General features: G+C 45.5%; 14 protein-coding genes, 1 tRNA gene and 1 rRNA gene. 13 read left to right on the forward strand and 3 right to left on the reverse strand.

Annotated features, from left to right (window positions below):
- Nucleotides 1-9 precede the first annotated feature (9 nt).
- From rrf to GQF01_RS09235, 13 genes are all read left to right on the forward strand, one after another.
- Nucleotides 10-126 (forward strand): 5S ribosomal RNA (gene rrf, locus GQF01_RS09180).
- Between the two features lie 104 nt (nt 127-230).
- Nucleotides 231-1439, forward strand: coding sequence for a putative glycoside hydrolase (locus tag GQF01_RS09185; RefSeq protein WP_161406539.1), 1209 nt, complete (start codon nt 231-233; stop codon nt 1437-1439).
- 152 nt (nt 1440-1591) lie between these two features.
- The gene (gene guaB / locus GQF01_RS09190; protein ID WP_161406540.1) at nt 1592-3049 is read left to right on the forward strand and encodes an IMP dehydrogenase; all 1458 of its coding nucleotides are present in this window, start codon (nt 1592-1594) and stop codon (nt 3047-3049) included.
- Nucleotides 3050-3167: 118 nt separating this feature from the next.
- Nucleotides 3168-4511 carry a D-alanyl-D-alanine carboxypeptidase family protein gene (locus GQF01_RS09195; protein WP_161406541.1) on the forward strand — a complete coding sequence of 448 codons (1344 nt, stop codon included), beginning with the start codon at nt 3168-3170 and terminating at the stop codon, nt 4509-4511.
- Nucleotides 4512-4629: 118 nt separating this feature from the next.
- Nucleotides 4630-5511: a pyridoxal 5'-phosphate synthase lyase subunit PdxS gene (gene pdxS / locus GQF01_RS09200; RefSeq protein ID WP_161406542.1), complete on the forward strand. Its 882-nt coding sequence runs from the start codon at nt 4630-4632 to the stop codon at nt 5509-5511.
- Nucleotides 5511-6089, forward strand: a complete 579-nt coding sequence (pdxT, locus tag GQF01_RS09205) for a pyridoxal 5'-phosphate synthase glutaminase subunit PdxT (RefSeq protein WP_161406543.1) — start codon at nt 5511-5513, stop codon at nt 6087-6089. The genes pdxS and pdxT overlap by 1 nt, the downstream gene beginning before the upstream one ends.
- Before the next feature lie 91 nt (nt 6090-6180).
- On the forward strand, nt 6181-7461 hold the full coding sequence (serS, locus tag GQF01_RS09210; protein ID WP_161406544.1) for a serine--tRNA ligase: 1281 nt from the start codon (nt 6181-6183) through the stop codon (nt 7459-7461).
- 83 nt (nt 7462-7544) lie between these two features.
- Nucleotides 7545-7631, forward strand: a tRNA-Ser gene (locus GQF01_RS09215).
- Nucleotides 7632-7867: 236 nt separating this feature from the next.
- Nucleotides 7868-8716, forward strand: coding sequence for a stalk domain-containing protein (locus tag GQF01_RS09220; RefSeq protein ID WP_161406545.1), 849 nt, complete (start codon nt 7868-7870; stop codon nt 8714-8716).
- Between the two features lie 218 nt (nt 8717-8934).
- The gene (locus tag GQF01_RS09225) at nt 8935-13074 is read left to right on the forward strand and encodes a choice-of-anchor I family protein (protein WP_161406546.1); all 4140 of its coding nucleotides are present in this window, start codon (nt 8935-8937) and stop codon (nt 13072-13074) included.
- 111 nt (nt 13075-13185) lie between these two features.
- The gene (locus tag GQF01_RS09230; RefSeq protein WP_161406547.1) at nt 13186-13530 is read left to right on the forward strand and encodes a hypothetical protein; all 345 of its coding nucleotides are present in this window, start codon (nt 13186-13188) and stop codon (nt 13528-13530) included.
- Nucleotides 13531-13552: 22 nt separating this feature from the next.
- Complete coding sequence (locus GQF01_RS35890; protein ID WP_202556207.1) at nt 13553-13699, forward strand: hypothetical protein; 147 nt, start codon at nt 13553-13555, stop codon at nt 13697-13699.
- Nucleotides 13700-13718: 19 nt separating this feature from the next.
- The gene (locus GQF01_RS09235) at nt 13719-13883 is read left to right on the forward strand and encodes a small acid-soluble spore protein P (protein ID WP_328803426.1); all 165 of its coding nucleotides are present in this window, start codon (nt 13719-13721) and stop codon (nt 13881-13883) included.
- 252 nt (nt 13884-14135) lie between these two features.
- Here GQF01_RS09235 and GQF01_RS09240 read toward each other — a convergent pair whose 3' ends face one another.
- Genes GQF01_RS09240 through GQF01_RS09250 form a run of 3 tightly spaced genes read right to left on the reverse strand, consistent with a single transcriptional unit; the run spans nt 14136 to nt 16399 of the window.
- Nucleotides 14136-15398 carry a hypothetical protein gene (locus tag GQF01_RS09240; protein ID WP_202556209.1) on the reverse strand — a complete coding sequence of 421 codons (1263 nt, stop codon included), beginning with the start codon at nt 15396-15398 and terminating at the stop codon, nt 14136-14138.
- A 24-nt stretch (nt 15399-15422) separates the two neighbouring features.
- Complete coding sequence (locus tag GQF01_RS09245) at nt 15423-15857, reverse strand: hypothetical protein (protein ID WP_161406549.1); 435 nt, start codon at nt 15855-15857, stop codon at nt 15423-15425.
- Nucleotides 15854-16399, reverse strand: coding sequence for a sigma-70 family RNA polymerase sigma factor (locus GQF01_RS09250; protein ID WP_202556211.1), 546 nt, complete (start codon nt 16397-16399; stop codon nt 15854-15856). Before GQF01_RS09250 ends, GQF01_RS09245 begins: the two co-directional genes overlap by 4 nt.
- Nucleotides 16400-16466 lie beyond the last annotated feature (67 nt).

Genomic DNA, 16466 nt, shown 5'->3' on the forward strand with positions numbered 1-16466 from the left:
CTTTGACTGTTTGGTGATGATGGCGGAGGGGACCCACGCGTTCCCATCTCGAACACGACCGTTAAGCCCTCCAGCGTCGATGGTACTTGAACCGCAGGGTTCTGGGAGAGTAGAACGTTGCCAAGCAACTATAAAGAGTCTTTTTGGAAGAAATTCCAAGAGGACTCTTTTTTTTACATCACTACAAAATAGCGTAAAAAACCATACTAGCCCTATAAGGAGGGATTAGTATGAAAGCATTTTTGGGTATGAAATGGATAGGTATTTTCTTAATTTGTCTTTTGGTTGCACAAGGTTGCTCGGTGAAGCTGGACGCAGTGAAGGAGGAGCTGGGGCCCCTTCAATCCTTGAATCATTTGGCCAGAGCTGATACATTCCTTGCTCCTAAGTTAGAAGCAGTTGCGAAGCAAGAAGCTCTTCCGGCAAAAGTAAACTCCCAGCATCAGATGCCTGCTAAGCAAGTGGTCAAAGGCATTTACGTATCGGCATGGTCTGCGGTAGGCAGCAAACTGGAACAATTGATTCGTTTAGTGGATGAAACGGATTTAAATGCCATGGTTATTGACGTGAAGAACGATTCGGGACAAGTTACATACGCCTCGGCAGTGCCTTTGGTGAATGAGATAGGAGCCAATAGCAGCGTCATCATCCGTGACCTGAAAGGGACGCTGAAGAGGCTGAAGGATAAGCATATATATACGATAGCACGCGTTGTCGTGTTTAAAGACCCCTATTTGAGTAAAAAGAAAAGCAATTATGCGATGAAGACTTATCAGGGCAATGTTTGGCAGGATAATAAAGGGACGGCGTGGGTCGATCCATACAAAGAAGAAGTATGGGAGTACAACCTTCAGATTGCCAAAGAGGCAGCGGAGCTGGGTTTTGATGAAGTACAATTCGACTATGTGCGATTCCCCGAAAACAGCAAACGGGTCGATGCTGAGGTCAAGTTCGATAATCCAAGCAAACGGAGCAAAGCACAGGTCATTGAATCTTTTCTCAGTAAGGCTAAGGAGCGACTAGGTGATGAGGTTTATTTATCCGCTGATGTATTTGGATTAACGACGTCCTCCGACAATGATATGGGTATAGGACAAGACTGGTCAATGATCAGCAAGCAGGTTCATTATATCTCGCCAATGCTGTATCCTTCGCATTACTCAAATGGGATGTACGGTATCAAGTATCCAGATTTGCAGCCCTATGCGGTTATTCATAAAGCGATAAGCGATGCGAATGGGAAAAACATGAGCCTTATGCGAGCAAGTGCACCAACGGCAGAGATTAGACCATGGTATCAAGACTTTACGGCTACATGGGTGAAACCTCACAAGAAGTACGGAAATATAGATGTGAAAGAGCAAATTAAAGCGGCTAAGGAGCAGGGTGTGGAACAATTTCTGTTATGGAATTCAAACAGCACATATTCCTATCGTTAACCGAATGTTCTTATTCGGATGGCTGCTGATCTCTGGAGAAGCCCTTTTCCTTGACACGAAAAAAGGGCTTTTGTTAAGATTGCAATCATATACGGTGAGCAGGATGTTTAGTCGAGGTTTTGAATAGACAGATCTAAGGAGGAATATGTGTTGTGAGGGAAGACAAGTTTGGTAAGGAAGGTTTAACGTTTGACGATGTGCTGTTGGTGCCAAGGAAGTCTGAAGTGTTCGGTAAGGAGATCGACGTTTCAACGGTTCTTGCTCCTCATGTGAAATTGAATATTCCGTTCATCAGCTCCGCAATGGATACTGTTACAGAATCTGCCCTAGCGATCGCAATGGCCAGAGAAGGCGGAATTGGAATTATTCATAAGAATATGCCTATCGAGCTTCAAGCTGAGCATGTAGACCGTGTTAAGCGCTCAGAGAGCGGGGTTATCACAAACCCTTTCTCCTTAACGCCTGAACATCATGTTTATGATGCAGAAGAGCTTATGGCGAAGTACCGGATTTCTGGTGTACCTATCGTGGATGAGACGAACAAGCTTGTTGGGATTTTGACGAATCGCGATTTGCGCTTTGTTCATGACTACTCAATTAAAATTAAAGAAGTAATGACGAAAGAAGGCCTTGTTACAGCTCCGGTGGGAACTACGCTTCAACAAGCGGAAGGCATTCTTCAAAAGCATAAGATTGAGAAACTTCCTTTGGTCGATGATAATTTTGGTCTGAAAGGGCTAATTACGATCAAGGATATTGAGAAGGCGATTCAGTTCCCTAACTCCGCGAAGGACGCACAAGGCCGTTTACTTGTAGGGGCAGCTGTAGGTGTTTCTAAGGATGTAATAGAGAGGGCTGCTGCGCTTGTCAAAGCAGGAATCGACGTAATTGTAGTAGACTCTGCACACGGTCATCACATTAACATTGCTGAAACTGTGAAGAAGCTTAGAGCGCAGTATCCTGAACTGCCTATCATTGCTGGAAATGTAGCAACAGGGGACGGTACACGTGATCTGATCAAAGCTGGAGCATCCATGGTTAAGGTTGGTATTGGGCCAGGATCCATTTGTACGACACGAGTTATTGCAGGAATTGGTGTTCCGCAAATTACAGCCATCTTTGATTGCGCGCAAGCAGCAGCTGAATTCGGTGTTCCCGTTATCGCCGACGGTGGTATCAAGTACTCAGGTGACGTGGTAAAAGCGATCGCGGCTGGGGCGAGTGCCGTTATGATTGGTAGTCTTTTTGCTGGAACAGATGAAAGCCCAGGAGAATCAGAAATTTTCCAAGGACGTAAATTCAAAGTTTACCGTGGTATGGGTTCCCTAGGCGCCATGAAGGAAGGCAGTAAAGACCGTTATTTCCAAGAAAACGAGAGCAAACTTGTTCCTGAGGGTATTGAGGGACGCGTGGCTTACAAAGGGCCATTAGCTGACACAGTGTATCAACTTGTTGGCGGACTTCGTTCAGGAATGGGCTATTGCGGTGCACGCAACATTCAAGAATTGATCCACGACACGCAATTTATCCGGATTACAGGTGCAGGTTTAAAGGAAAGTCACCCGCACGATATTCAAATTACAAAAGAAGCTCCTAACTACTCATTATAATTGTAACAATATGGCTATAATTGGAGGCGCAGGATTTGAACCTGTGTCTTCTTTTTTTTGTCTAATAGGGTGTGTTACAATATAAAATGTTATAAAAATTACTAGGGAGAGTGAAGTTGTGAGATTTTTTAGTTTTACAAGGAAAAAGATTGCTTTGGTGTTAGGTGTTAGTTTAATCGCTCAATCCGTACTTTTACATATACAACCGGCGTCCGCCGCAGATACCAAAACACCAGCCGCAACGCCAGCTCCAACGACAACTACAGCACCTGCGGGGAGCGAGTTGAAGGTCAACGCTAAATCCGCGATCATTATGGAAGCAAGCACAGGCGCTATTCTCTATGAAATGAATGCAGATGAGGCGCTTCCGCCGGCAAGTATGGCGAAGATGATGACCGAGTACTTAGCGATGGAAAGTATCAAAGAAGGCAAGTTCACCTGGGAATCCCAAGTCACAGCTTCTAAGAATGCTGCTGATGTTATTGGTTCTGGCCAGTTGATCGCAGAGAATGAAACACTATCTTTTAAAGATATGTTCAGTGCGATGTCCATCTATTCCGCGAATGATGCATCCGTGGCTTTCGCTGAGCTCCTTGGCGGGGGATCAGAAGAAAATTTTGCGAAAATGATGAATGATAAGGCTAAGCAATTAGGCATGTCCGACAAGGCTCATTTTATCAGCGCTACAGGACTCTCTCGTGCCGATTTGAAGGATCCACCGCAATCCATTGAGGGCGAAACCAAAATGACAGCGCGGGATGCGGCTATTCTTGCCTACAACATCCTTAAGGATCACAAGGAAATTCTCGATTTCACGAAAATTCCTACGTTAAAGCTGAGACCAACCGATAAAACACCTATGATCAATTGGAACTGGATGCTGGAAGGCAATTCAACGAATGCTAATTTCAAAAAGTATGCTTATCCAGGTCTGGACGGTTTAAAAACAGGTTCTACGGATGACGCGGGTTACTGCTTTACGGGAACTGCAGAAAAAAACGGGATGCGCCTTATTTCCGTTGTCATGGGAACGAAGACAGAACCGGAGCGTTTTAATGAGACTAGAAAGCTGCTGGATTATGGATTTAATAATTTCGAAATAAAACCTTTCCTAAACGCGAAACAAGCAATAGATTCTTTGAAAATCGTAAACATTAAGAAAGGCGTTCAAACGCAAGTGCCTCTAGTAACCAAAACAGGTCTAACCTTCGTTACGAAAAAAGGCGCGAAAGATACGGACTTTACAATCACGGCAGAGGCATTGGAAGAAAGCAAACTGGTAGCGCCAATTGCGAAGGGCGATACACTGGGTAAAGTAAAAGTTACTTACAATGGACAAGAAAAAACGGCAGATCTTATTGCTGATGATGATGTCGAAAAAGGAAGTTGGATTCGGCTGCTATTCCGCTCCATCAAAAACTTCTTTAGCGATATGTTTAAAGGCATCAAGGGTGGTTCCTAGACCAGATAATGGGTTGTATAATGCCCCTCCTTCATGTAAAATGTTTGTTTAGAAGTTTACTATCGAATCGTGTAGGAAACTGTATAAAATCGCACTAAGGTATAGGAGGAAATAAAGAATGGAAACAGGAACATCCCGCGTTAAAACAGGTATGGCCGAAATGCAAAAAGGCGGCGTAATTATGGACGTTATGAACGCCGAGCAAGCAAAGATCGCAGAAGCAGCTGGTGCCTCTGCTGTTATGGCGCTAGAGCGCGTACCTGCTGACATTCGTGCGGCTGGCGGGGTATCCCGTATGGCTGATCCAACTATCGTTGAAGAAGTTATGAAAGTCGTATCCATTCCGGTTATGGCGAAAGCAAGAATCGGGCACTTTGTAGAAGCAAAAGTCCTGGAGTCTCTGGGCGTTGATTATATCGATGAGAGTGAAGTTTTGACACCTGCGGATGAAGTGTTCCACATCAATAAACGTGATTTCACCGTTCCTTTCGTGTGCGGTTGCCGTGATCTAGGCGAAGCTTTGCGCCGTATTGGGGAAGGAGCTTCCATGCTTCGTACCAAAGGTGAGCCGGGAACTGGCAACATCGTTGAAGCTGTTCGTCACATGCGTCAGATTCAAGGTCAAATTCGCAAAGTTCAAGCGATGTCCAAAGATGAGTTGATGTTTGAAGCGAAAACAATCGGTGCTCCTTATGAATTGATGCTGCAAGTACATGAAACAGGCAAATTGCCGGTTGTTAACTTCGCTGCAGGCGGCGTAGCGACTCCAGCTGATGCTGCTCTAATGATGCATTTGGGTTCCGATGGGGTATTCGTAGGTTCTGGTATCTTCAAATCCGATAGCCCTGAGAAATTCGCAAAAGCTATTGTTCAAGCTGTAACACACTACACAGACTTTAACTTGATTGCAGAAATCTCCAAAAACCTAGGCAGCCCTATGAAGGGAATCGAAATCTCCAAGCTACAAGCTTCCGAGCGTATGCAGGAGCGCGGCTGGTAATGACGAAAATTGGGGTTCTCGCGCTTCAGGGCGCGGTAGCAGAGCATATTCGTGGCATCGAGATGGCAGGCGCCGAAGGCGTTGTAGTTAAGCGTACAGAGCAGCTTGCTGATCTTGATGGTATTATTCTGCCAGGTGGAGAAAGTACGACAATTGGTAAGCTTATGCGCACGTTTGGCTTTATCGATGCGCTTAGAGAATTTTCCGCCGCAGGGAAGCCGATCTTCGGAACCTGCGCAGGGTTGATCGTCATCGCGAAAGAGATCACCGGACAGCCGGAAGCTCATCTTGAGCTGATGGATATTACGGTGGCTCGTAACGCGTTTGGACGTCAACGCGAAAGTTTTGAGACGGATTTGCCGATCAAAGGCATAGACGAGAACGTTCGCGCGGTCTTCATCCGTGCCCCACTGATCGAGAAAGTGGGTCCGGATGTTGAGGTTCTGGCTACGTATAACGGCCAGATCGTCGCGGCGCAGCAAGGACATCTCCTTGCGGCATCGTTCCACCCTGAGCTGACAGACGATTTCCGTTTGCATAGTTATTTCTTAGATATGGTAAAAGAAAGTCAAGCATAATTGATGGTACAAGCACCTTGAAATCACCGAATACTTCGGTAAGGGTGCTTGCTTCCATATACAACCATTTTGCGCTAACGGAGGAATCTCCTTGTTTGATGTAAAGTTACTTCGAAACGATTTGGCTGCCGTGCAAGCAGCCATGCAAAACCGTGGTAAGCAGATTGAAGAGCTGAACGGTTTTACAGCCTTAGATTTAAAGCGCAGAGAGCTTCTGCAAGAAACAGAGCAGCTCAAAAATCGCCGCAACACCGTTTCCCAAGAGGTGGCTGGTCGTAAAAGATCCGGTGAGAACGCCGATGAGTTAATCCAAGAAATGAAAGTTGTCGGAGACCGCATTAAAGAGCTGGATGATGAGATTCGCGTATTGGACGAGTCCTTACAACAAGTTCTCCTCTCCATCCCGAATATGCCCCATCCTAGCGTCCCTGTAGGCCGCTCAGAAGAAGAGAATGTGGAGATGCGCCGTGTAGGGGATATTCCACAGTTCGATTTTGAAGTGAAGCCGCACTGGGAAGTAGCGCAGGAGCTGGGTATCCTGGATTTCGAAGCGGCGGCGAAGGTAACGGGCTCGCGTTTCGTCTTCTATAAAGGGCTTGGCGCAAGATTAGAGCGCGCATTGATCAACTTCATGATGGACCTGCACAGTGATGAGCATGGTTATGAAGAAATGCTGCCGCCTTATATTGTTAACCGCGATAGCTTAACAGGTACGGGTCAACTTCCGAAGTTCGAGGAAGATGTCTTTAAAGTAGAGAATTCGGAGTATTTCCTAATTCCTACGGCAGAGGTACCGGTTACGAATTATCACCGGGATGATATTTTGACAACAGAGCAATTGCCTGTTAATTTCGTTGCGTTCAGCGCTTGCTTCCGCTCAGAGGCAGGTTCAGCTGGTAGAGACACACGCGGCTTAATCAGACAGCACCAGTTCAACAAAATTGAGCTCGTTAAGCTTGTTAAGCCCGAAGACTCCTACGATGAGCTAGAGAAGCTCACAGGGCACGCTGAGCGCGTTCTACAGCTGTTGAAGCTGCCATACCGTGTGCTTTCCCTATGCACAGGTGATATCGGCTTCACATCAGCGAAGACGTATGACTTGGAAGTATGGCTTCCAAATAGCGGCGCGTACCGCGAGATCTCTTCTTGCAGTAACTTCGAAGACTTCCAAGCACGCAGAGCGAACATTCGCTTCCGTAGAGACTCTAAAGCGAAACCCGAGTTCGTACATACATTGAACGGTTCAGGATTAGCACTTGGACGTACGGTTGCGGCGATCCTCGAAAATTACCAGCAGGCGGACGGTTCGATTGTTGTGCCTGAGGTTCTTGTTCCATACATGAACAACGTAAAAGTGATCACGAAAAAATAGCACTTGCTTCTTAGCGGGAGTATGTGATATAATGCTTTTTGTCACTGCACAAGGTTGTCTCCTCTAGAGGGGACAGCTATCGTGGAGAGGTGGTCGAGTGGTTTAAGGCAGCGGTCTTGAAAACCGCCGAGGTCGCAAGGTCTCCGTGGGTTCGAATCCCACCCTCTCCGTAACCATGGTAATACCCCAATAGTTAAACGACATGGGGCATAAAACAACGAAACGCACTGGACTGTTGAGTACACGGTCTGGTGCGTTTTTTTTTTGCGTTCGTGACCGTTGGACTAGAATCCAAAGAAGATATTTATATGCTTAATATATTCTTTAAATTAGCTGGTGCAGGGATTCTTCAATTTTTCTAGAAGACCTATTGATAATCGTGAATGAGAGTGAGGACTTACTGGGTATGAAGAAAAAGAAAATAATGATCGGCATGGTCGCATTATTGCTATGTTTTGCCGGTGCTGTTCAGGCTGCCAGCAAGAATGGAGACTATAAGGGGAACCCCATTGTAAAAGTGTTATTTGGTGGAAAAGAGCTGAGCGTCGAAGATATGCCGGGTATCATTCAAGATGGGCGTACACTTGTGCCACTTTATTTGTTGAAACAAACCGGGGCGAGTGTAAACTGGGATGGGGACAAGTATGCGGTCGATATCTCGTACCCGAATCCGAATCCGACGAAGGATTTTGCGGCGACGATTCCTGCTCTGAATGAAAAGGCGAAGGCTTCTTCGGGGAAAAATGTGCAGCTGATCTATAACGAATTCGGTCCTTACCTGAAAGTCGACCTTGAGATGGCAAATGACACGAAAACCGATAATGATCATATTCTTGCTCTTTCGCAGCTTATCTTAAATTCTCCAGCCGAGGTCTTAATTGTTGGTGTGGTTCAAAAAAATATGGTGATGCGTTATATAACGGTAAAACGGCCGGATGCTGAAGCGTTCAGCCAGAAGAAGCTTTCGGCATATGATTTTTTTAGAACTTGGACTGCTCAAACAACTATGGTGCAAACCGACGCAATGATGCCGAATCGTCCGCAACAGGCACAAGCAACAATGCCTTCTTCAGTGCCAGGAGGTGGGCCATTCTGTCAGCAAATAACAGCAAACTATGATAAACAGATGCGGGATGCCGTTGAAAGGCATAATGCCAATCCAAATTCTCAATACGATGGTATCGATGAAACATTAAAGCAGTTAAAAGAGAACATGGATACGTCTTTGAAGGAAAATTATTGTCAAATTAATTAATCGGCTATTTCCATGGTAATACCCCAACCAAAAAGTCATGCGATTCCAATGAATCATGTGGCTTTTTTTGTTATTTCATTTAATGACACCGATTTACAAACAATTAACAATAAATTGACACAAAGTGGTATTTAGTGGTTTTCATTTTTTTTATAATGGACGAGGTATACCAAGCTAAGGAGAGTGAGCAACAGTTGAATACTGTTAGGAAGAGATTAATGTCCGTTATGTTATCGGCGGCTGTAAGTGTATCTTCGTTTGGCTCCATCGTTTCAACCGCAGCTGCAGAAGTCATCGTTGTACCAGGTACTCCGTATCAAGCGAACGGCAATTATGATGTTAATGTGCCGCACGTGTTTATTAACCAAGTTTACGGTGGGGGCTTAACCGTAGATTCTGGCAATACGGCCTCATCGCATGGTTTTATTGAGCTATACAATCCTACAAGTCAAGATGTCGTACTCAATGGATGGTCCTTGCAATACGCGGACCGCGGTTCATCGGCAAAGACAGGGCCAACGGGTGATTGGCAGAAGCTGGATCTCGAAGGTACGATTAAAGCAAAATCTTCTTTCCTTGTTCTTGGACAAGCTACAGGGGCAGGTTCTCCTAAATTTAATTTGTCAGCTACATATGACCAATTATGGACAGGACGCTGGATTAATAATAAAGGCCTGAAAGTTGCACTTTTGAGTAATCAGACGAAGTTAGAGAGTACGAATAAGAATCCTTTTGCCAATAATCCAAAGCCTGCTGGGTATGTAGATATGGTCGGTACGGGAAGCAATGATGGCGATAATGAGGATATTCAAACGGATATAGATGGCTATGAGATTGACTATCCAAAGGGGTCCGCGGAAGGTACATCCAAACAGAAGTCTATCCGTCGGAAAGCGTTAGTGGATACAGATAATAATAAAGTTGATTTCGGACAGTTTGATATCACTGGTGCCGCAACAACCGATCAGGATAGAGCAGTCAAAGGTCCAAAATACGGGAGTTATGGTTCATGGTTTTCCCAATTAGGATATACGAACAAAAGTTTGCCTAATGCGTATGAACAAACGGCATACTCCGTCACGATGAACGTATATGGAGGTAAACCACCGTACGCATTCACAGCTACGGGGCTTCCCAATGGTTTATCGATCAATTCAACCACGGGGGAAGTATATGGCTCACCTGCACAAGGAACGTCAGTAACAACAAACGTATACGTTAAAGTAACAGACAGCTCGCTTGCCCAGTACGGTCAGAATCTGTCCTTGACTGTTCTTGCTGCACCCGTTGCTAATGACGCTTTGAGCATAACCAAAATTGGACAATTCGCTGTAGGAGTTACCAATAAAGACGGCGGAGTAGCTGAAATTGTTAAGTACAACAAGGATAATAATAAGTTTTATTTAGTAAATGGTTCAGGTAATCCACCTAGTTTGGAAATTGTTCGCCTAGACCTTGAGCAAGGCCCAGTCAAAGAGAAAACGATCACGATGAAAGATTTGGTTGAAAAGGAAGGTTTCTTATATGGAGACCTGACAAGTGTGGATGTCAATACAAAGACGAAACGCGTTTCCCTTTCTGTTCAAGAGTTGGACTCTAAGAAGCCTGGGAAAATCCTTGTTATGGATTATGACGGTAACGTTCTGAAATCCTATGCAGCAGGTGTTCAGCCGGACATGATCAAAACTACTGCTGATGGTAGATATATTTTGACCGCCAATGAGGGTGAGCCGCGCACAAGTGGAGCAGATCCTGAAGGTAGTATCACCATTGTTGATACAACGAATGATACGGTTTCTAATGTTAGATTCAACAATGTCTCCGTTATTGATGCTAAGGTACATATTCGCGGTGCATCGGATGTAGCGACAGGCGCAGTTACGGGAGAAGGACAGAAAGCGGATGCGGTTTTTGATTTGGAGCCGGAATATATCGCAATCTCTGAAGATAACTCCAAAGCCTATGTTTCATTCCAAGAAAATAATGCAATCGGAACGGTGGACATTGCTTCCAAAACCCTTTTGTCTGTAAAAGGATTGGGTTTCAAGGATTTGAATCTTCCGGGTAATTCGCTAGACCTCGTCAAAGACAATGCGATTAAGTTTGAGAATGTTCCTTTCTACGGTATGTATATGCCAGATGGTATTTCTACGCAAACGATCAACGGCGTTCCGTATATCTTCACAGCTAATGAAGGTGATGTGACAGAATGGCCGGGCGTCAGAACCAATGGAAGCACGATTGGTGCTATGAAGGGCAGTTTGGTACCTGGTTCAGCGGCAGCCATCTTCCTAGCGGGAAAAACCGCCTATGACGGTGTTGAAGTTGCTGGTGATATGGGTCATGACAGCATTTATCTCTATGGCGGACGTTCCTTCTCGATCTGGCAAGCTAATACGATGGATCCCGTTTATGATAGCGGCAATGAATTTGAGAAAGTGACGGCACAGCGTTTACCTAACAATTTCAATGCAAGCAATAGTAAAACGGCGATGGATGACCGCAGCTCGAAAAAAGGTCCAGAACCAGAAGATATTAAGGTTAGTAAAGTTGGCAGCAAGGTACTAGCTTTTGTAGGATTAGAGCGCATAGGTGGTATTATGACTTATGACGTTACGGATCCCGTCAATGCAAAATTTATTAACTACACGAACTCGCGGGTATTTACGCCTAAAGATAACTTGAACACGGATACAGGGCCTGAAGGTATTGAATTTATTCCTGCAGCGATTAGTCCGAATGGTAACCCGCTCCTGCTAGTAGCTAATGAGGTGGGCGGAACTGTAGCGGTATACCAGCTGAACGTTCAAAAAGTTGCTTTGGATAAGACTGCATTATCTGTACCGACAGGTACTGCATCAACAAAACTAACAGCGAATATAAAGGATTCACAAGGAAATGGCGTCACAACGGGTACGGTGCAATGGAAATCGTCTAATCCTTCCGTTGCAACTGTTGATGCAGAAGGGGTTGTATCTTTCGTAGCTGTCGGCAACGCAATGATTACTGCTACTAGCCCGGATGGATATGGGGCTGCAGAAGCCAGCGTAACCGTATATTCCACTAGTAATTCCGATGATGATGGAGATGGAGAGACGCCAGCACAGTCTGGACCATCAGCTCCATCTACTGGACCAACTGTGCCAACAACTAGCGGTGACAAAGCAACGATTACTCCTTCTGTAACAAAAGATAGTGCAGGAACTTCGGTTGCTAACGTTTCTATTGATCAAGTCACTCAAGTTTTAAAAGATATGACAGAATCGACAAGCAAAGCGACTGTTCTTCAGATCCAAGCAGCTGTAGATGCAACTTCGAATCAAGTGGACGTCAAGCTGCCTGCAGAAGCAATGAATAAGATTGCAAACAGTACAACGACAGAAATGAAAATTGCGGCAGGCATCGGGCAAATTTCTTTTGACAAGCAAGCCGTATCCACGATCTCCTCTGCCGCGTCAACGGGGGATGTTTCGTTCTCCATACGCAAAACAGATGTGAATACCATTACGCAGAATATGGATGCCGCGGCGAAAGAAGCATTCGAAGAGGCAGTGAAAGACCGTCCGATCTTTGACTTTACGGTAACAGCCGGCGGTAAAACTGTTTCCAGCTTCAACGGGGGATCAGTGCAAGTTGAGATTCCTTACAAGCCAAGTGCAAATGAAGATGTTAACGCAATTGTGGCTTACTACATTGCAGATAACGGTGAGCTTACGAAGGTAACGAATAGCCATTTTGATTCAGTTACAGGGACATTAAGTTTCAATGTGAAGCATTTCTCGAAATACGCTGTTGGTTATCAGAAAGCGATTTACAAGGATACAGCGTCGAGCTTCGCAAAAGATTACATTACGTACCTGTCAGCACGAGACATTCTGAATGGTGTCAATGAGGATGTTTTCGCTCCAGAAGCGGATATTACCAGAGCTGACTTCACTTTGATCCTCGCTCGTATGGCTAATGCTGATTTAAGCTCTTACAAAGGCACTGGCTTCAAGGATGTTAAAGCGGATAGCTACTATGCCAAAGCCATTCAATGGGCAGCTGAGAAGGGCATTACGAGCGGCGTACGCGCAGGCGAATTCGATCCTCAGGCGAACATTACTCGCGGCCAGATGGCAGCCATGATTACCCGCTTCGCTTCTACTATGGACTATGTGTTGCCTAAAGCAACACAGGCGACAGATTTCGCAGATCAATCGGTCATTCCTGCTTATGCGGTAGAGGCAGCGAAATCTCTGCAACAAGCTGGAATCATTTCCGGTAAGCCGGGTAATCTCTTCGCGCCGCAAGACACGGCAACGCGTCAAGAAGCAGCTAAGATGCTGGCGGTACTTCTACAATTGATGGTGAAATAAACAGCAATTTCAAACAACTCCCCTTCGGCAAGAACTTAGGGGTGTTGTTGTTTTTTTACATGGATAAAAGCCGAGCGCCTTCCGCATTTTAAACATGTGGAGGTGTTACCTATGAGCAATGATAAGCTGTCAATTGATCAAACGGAATTGGTACAAGAGTGGAGCAATGTTCTCCCTACTACACTGCAGCCTACAGATCAGGCGCGTGTATGGGCCGATGAGGCCGATCCTCAGACCGTTAGGGTTCATATTGAGGCGGGTGGACATACGGGCTACAATTTCGATTTTAAAGTCAACTACGTGGATGCTAGAGAGGTTAAAGTGGAGTTGATGGATGTCCAACAGGGGACTATGCACATCGACGAGACAGGCGATGTTGTACAAAACCTTGTGGATGACTATGTTCGCCACATTCATGAATGCGCGCAAACGCTCCACAGAGTCACACACGTTTAAATGCGGAGGGGAGTTCACTCACATGACCAAGCAAAAAGCGCCAGATAAAAATTTGCAAAATGTAGACAAAGACTTCCGAACGAAGGCTGTGAACAGCCACAATAGACAGCAACAGCAGCAACAAGTGAACGATCGCAGACATCAAGATGCACTTAATCATGAAGAATAACTAGGAGGGAATGATCTCAATGAAATCAGATGCCTATGGAGTAACGGATACATCTCAGAACCAGTCCAGTGGGAATAGCCAGCGCCACAAGCAGCAAGAGCCCCTCTCAGGATCGAAAAAAGTAAAAAATCGTAACCATTCTAGGAATAATGGCCACGGTGAAGGCGCCGGTCACGGTCATTAAATAATTTGCCTTAGGATGATTAAAGTTCAATGATCCGGACATACTATATTTGTCGGTGAGCAGAGAGGTGTGGTTCCGTTGGAGCATTCCGCGAAACAAAAACCGTTGCATAGAGGACTTTCATACCTGTTATAATCAGGCTGGAGGGGATGTGCCAAAGACACTTACCGTGTTTTATAAGCAGATTTTCCTAAAGGTTTACGTGTAACACGTTTAAAAGAAATCAAAAAACACCGACAAAAAAAGAACCCCTTAAAAAGGGTTCTTTTTTTCGTTTATTTCTAGGTAAACCTTAGATGAATCGGAGGAGTCTGACTCTGTATGATCTCTCTCTGTGTCTCTCTCTTTATCTTCTGGATAATAGGAGGAGGAATAAGAAGTGGCAAACGGTTCAGCATGAACAGGCCGCGTTTTTCGATAAAGCAATAATTTGATGCCCCCACCGATAAGAATCACGGCTACAATCAACGTTTGGCCGAAGTTGTTCAGCCAATACATGTAGTTCATATTCGGGAAAAGCTGATGCAGGAACTGGACAATGACTTCTTTGAATATATAGTAGCCTCCGAGGAGGATGAGGACAAACCCGATGGAGCGATGATACGCTGACCAGTTTTCAACGATAGGCTTATCTACCAATGTGCCATTTTCATACTTCGAGATACTCTGTAAGCCATCAAAGAAGCTGAAGAACCACAGAATCGGAATCAAGAAGAAGAAAAAGGACAGCCGCAGCACATCCAGCACATAAATGGAGAACAAGAAAATCGCCATCAATTGAATGCCCCGCTTATTCATGGACAGATACAAATGAGCTGCACCTGGAAAAATGGCGATAATCGTTGCCAGTGTTCGGTTCTTACGGCCAGAATCGTCGCCTAAATGAAAATCATCGAACAGGCTGCGATCCACAAGAACAAGCCCCGCTTGCTTATGTTCTTGCTGCTTAAGCGCATCAAACATGGTGTAAAACCACAATACCGGCATAGCCAGGAGAAAAGCTACGAAACTTTCGTTATGGGTCATCATGGTGATGAAAAAAACGAGAACAGCAACGCCGAAGAACGAAACCATAGCAGTTAAACCACGCTGCATAAGACCTAGCTGGAAATGACCCAGGCCAGGGATAAAGGAAAGCAGCATTACTCTCGTTCTTTCTTGCTGCGCGGCAGCGTGAACGGCATAAGGATTAGGTTCCCAGGCGGGCGTGTGGTGGTCGTACGGCGGTTCAGCACCGTATGGCATCCCTTGCGGTCCGTAATAGGGGCGCGAGCGCAGTAAGTAGACGATCATATCAATCATATTGACGACAGCAACGAAAGCTGCGAACAGGAAAAGCGGAATTAGTATATCATCATCTGTATGACTGGCCGCTACACTGACGAACATGAGCAGTGAGGGACCAAAGAATCCTACCCCGTATAAAATGGCACGTAAGGGCCGATTCATATAGAGATGACCCGCTCCGGGGATGAATGACAATAGGAAAGCGACGATGCTGCTTTTATTAGGCATTAAGTGTGTAAACCTCCTTGTGGCTTATTTATTTTGCAAGGTATCCAGCCAGGTTAATGTTTTATTTAGCAATTGGTCTGATATCGGTTGATCGATCTTAATTGCTGAAGGAGGAGCGGGCTGTAAGGCGCCTTGAGGTCCCAACTCCTGTGATAATCCATGGAAAAAGCCAGTAGCCACTAATATCAGCGTTGCAGCCGCGGCAATCCCATAATGGAGCATCGTGGAGTGGTACCAAGAGCGCTTGGTACCCAACGTTCGTGTGAGCACGGCATCTACATACGTTCGTTCATCTATTTCCATGGTGGGCAGGGTCAGTGCCATTTGCTCCATACAAATCATATATCGAGTCAAACAATCATTGCATCGGTATAAATGAAGCTCCATTTCACTGATTTCATTTGGCAGCAGCCGCTCATTGATGTATAGACTCCAAGTTTGTTCATCATAATGTTTCACATGAAATCCTCCTCCTTCCAGTTGTTGCGGAGCCACTGCTTGGCCCTATACAGCTTCGATTCAATCGTTTTTACCGTTACCCCGTGAGCACTTGCTATATCTTGATAAGACTGATGTTGAATATAATAGGCCGTTAAGACTTCATGGTAATTAGCTGGGATTTCGTGCAGCTTCTTGCGGACGAGCTCTGTGGTCTCCTTCATCAACACTTCATGCTCCACACCATTAGAGGAAAAAGCAAAGGTTCCTGCGGGCTGGGCGGCTTGAGCTTGCATCGGAACTTCCATCTCTGCCGTCATTTCTTCCCTTCGCCTGCTGGCCGAGCGTTTAAAATCAATAGCCCGGTTCACCGCAATGCGGGTCATCCAGGTTTTGAGACCTTTCATCTGGTACTGAGGGAGGGAGAAATATATTCGGGACCAGACGTCCTGTGATAAATCCTCGGCATCTTTGGTATGGCGTACAATGGCGTAGATCGTTTGGAACAAGTATTGACGATAAGTCGCAACAAGTTCTCGGAACGCCGCCTCATCACCATTCAATATGCGTGTTACAAGCTCTTGTTCCTGAATGTGCTTCTCCTCCTCTCCGCATGAATAGACGAAGGCA

The organism is Paenibacillus silvestris (assembly GCF_009882985.1).
GTDB lineage: Bacteria > Bacillota > Bacilli > Paenibacillales > NBRC-103111 > Paenibacillus_E > Paenibacillus_E silvestris.

Coding starts and splice junctions, on each gene's coding strand:
- GQF01_RS09185 (WP_161406539.1), top strand. CDS start 231: ATGAAAGCATTTTTGGGTATGAAATGGATAGGTATTTTCTTAATTTGT.
- pdxS (WP_161406542.1), top strand. CDS start 4,630: ATGGAAACAGGAACATCCCGCGTTAAAACAGGTATGGCCGAAATGCAA.
- pdxT (WP_161406543.1), top strand. CDS start 5,511: ATGACGAAAATTGGGGTTCTCGCGCTTCAGGGCGCGGTAGCAGAGCAT.
- GQF01_RS09220 (WP_161406545.1), top strand. CDS start 7,868: ATGAAGAAAAAGAAAATAATGATCGGCATGGTCGCATTATTGCTATGT.
- GQF01_RS09225 (WP_161406546.1), top strand. CDS start 8,935: ATGTCCGTTATGTTATCGGCGGCTGTAAGTGTATCTTCGTTTGGCTCC.
- GQF01_RS09230 (WP_161406547.1), top strand. CDS start 13,186: ATGAGCAATGATAAGCTGTCAATTGATCAAACGGAATTGGTACAAGAG.
- GQF01_RS35890 (WP_202556207.1), top strand. CDS start 13,553: ATGACCAAGCAAAAAGCGCCAGATAAAAATTTGCAAAATGTAGACAAA.
- GQF01_RS09235 (WP_328803426.1), top strand. CDS start 13,719: ATGAAATCAGATGCCTATGGAGTAACGGATACATCTCAGAACCAGTCC.
- GQF01_RS09240 (WP_202556209.1), bottom strand. CDS start 15,398: ATGCCTAATAAAAGCAGCATCGTCGCTTTCCTATTGTCATTCATCCCC.